This is a genomic window from Rhodococcus opacus, assembly GCF_012396235.1.
Lineage (GTDB): Bacteria > Actinomycetota > Actinomycetes > Mycobacteriales > Mycobacteriaceae > Rhodococcus_F > Rhodococcus_F opacus.
In genome coordinates this window covers 1-1,632 of sequence record NZ_JAAXPA010000099.1, presented here as the reverse complement: position 1 = coordinate 1,632, position 1,632 = coordinate 1, and the positions used below count along the sequence as shown (strand labels likewise).

Genomic DNA, 1,632 nt, shown 5'->3' with positions numbered 1-1,632 from the left:
TGTACGCCGGTTTGTCAAGGACGCAGGGCGAGGCGGCGTCCAGGACCGTCGTCGTGGGCGCCGCCTCTGTGGGCCCGGTCGATCTGGGTTGGTGGCGAGCGTGTCGGTTTCGACGCGTGGTCAACTCTGATATTCGCGGGTTGGGTACCGCAGGACGGTTGTTCGGCTGGAGTGGATCGCTCGTCTAATGTCGAGCGTGATCCCAACGTACAGTTGGAGATTGCTCATAGGTCGCTCGCGGATCACTCCCAGGCGCTGCCGTCACCACCGCATGATTCGTCCGGACGTTGTGGGGGGTTCCCGTTCCGGTCCTTGCTCAACGGTCGGTCGGCGACGAGGGGGCAAGGTGGAGTCCCCGCAGCGCAGCGAGGAGAACCGACCTTGCCGCCCGACGAGTCGACGACCACACTCGCAACCGGGGATGCGGAACGGGGACCCTGATTTCAGGTGTCGAGCACGGCCAGCGACCAACACCAGCCGGCGAGTTCGCGGGCGATCGCGGTGTTCGCCAGTGCGGGGCGTTTGTTACGGGCGTCGAATCCTGCCCAGCGGGCGTGCAGGCGCTGGTTTGCTTGCTGTCCGCGGGCCCGGGCCGCGGGACTGGCCTGCTCCCAGCGGCGCCGCAGCTCCGCCCCGGGGCGATACCGGGGTCGGTGGTGCCAGGCGGCCTCGATCAGCAGTCGTCGGGCGTGGCCGTTGCCGGTCTTGGTGATCGATCCCTGCGAGCGCGACGTGCCCGAGGAGTGTTCGGTGGGCACCAGCCCGAGGTAGGCGCCGATCGAGCGTCCGGTCAGGCGCTGCCAGTCGCCGATCTCCACGGCCAGCCCGAACGCGGTCAGCGTCGAGACCCCGCGCAGGCAGCCGAGCCGAGTCACGACCGGGGTGTAGTCGCTGTCGGTGGCCATCGCCGCGATCGCCACATCCAGCCGATCCCGCCGGTCCACCGCCGCGAGCATGGTGTCATAGGCGGTTTCGTACGCCAGCTGCAGACCGGGCGCATCGAAGTGCTGGGTGCGCAGCCAGGTGTCGTGCACCTTCGTCCACGCGTGGCCGCCGTAGTAAACGATCCCTTGCCGCAGAAGTAGTTTCGACACCCGATGCCGGGCCGACATCAGATCCCCACGACAGTCCTCACGGGCACGCACCAGATCACGGGCCGCCTCCTGCTCGACGCTGGGCACCGCCACCTCGACAATCTGCCCGAGGTGCAGCAGACGAGCCAGATGCCGCGCGTCGCGCGCGTCGGTTTTGACCCGATCTCCGGGCGGGCGCTGCAGCTTCGACGGTGCCGCGACCAGGCACTCGATGCCCGCCGCGGTCAGTGACCTGGCCAGCCCGAAGCCGGTCGGCCCGGCCTCGTAGGTCACCGCCACCGGCGTCGGTAGGGACCTGCTCCAGCCCACGATTTCACGGTGATCCGGTGTCAATCTTCGCTCGAACAGCTCACCGGTTCGCCCGTCGAGGCCGCAGGCGACCACCGATCGTGCGTGCACATCCAATCCAATGCTCGTACGCTGATTCATCGCTGGGGCCTCCCACATCTTGTGGCTCTACCGGCCAGGACCCGTTTCCTGTCGGCAACCCACGTTCACATGTGCGTGGGGCCTCAGCCCAGCCCCTCATATCGTCTAA

Annotated in this window: 1 protein-coding gene; it reads right to left on the bottom strand. The window is 67.8% G+C overall.

The features are described 5' to 3' along the window. Positions 1-443 precede the first annotated feature (443 nt). Positions 444-1,523 (bottom strand): IS110 family RNA-guided transposase, encoded by a 1,080-nt coding sequence (locus HGB39_RS38030; RefSeq protein WP_248949746.1) that lies wholly within the window; start codon positions 1,521-1,523, stop codon positions 444-446. Between the last annotated feature and the right edge of the window lie 109 nt (positions 1,524-1,632).

What these genes read in the sequence shown, in the direction of transcription:
- HGB39_RS38030 (WP_248949746.1), bottom strand. Translation starts at nt 1,523, where the DNA reads ATGAATCAGCGTACGAGCATTGGATTGGATGTGCACGCACGATCGGTG.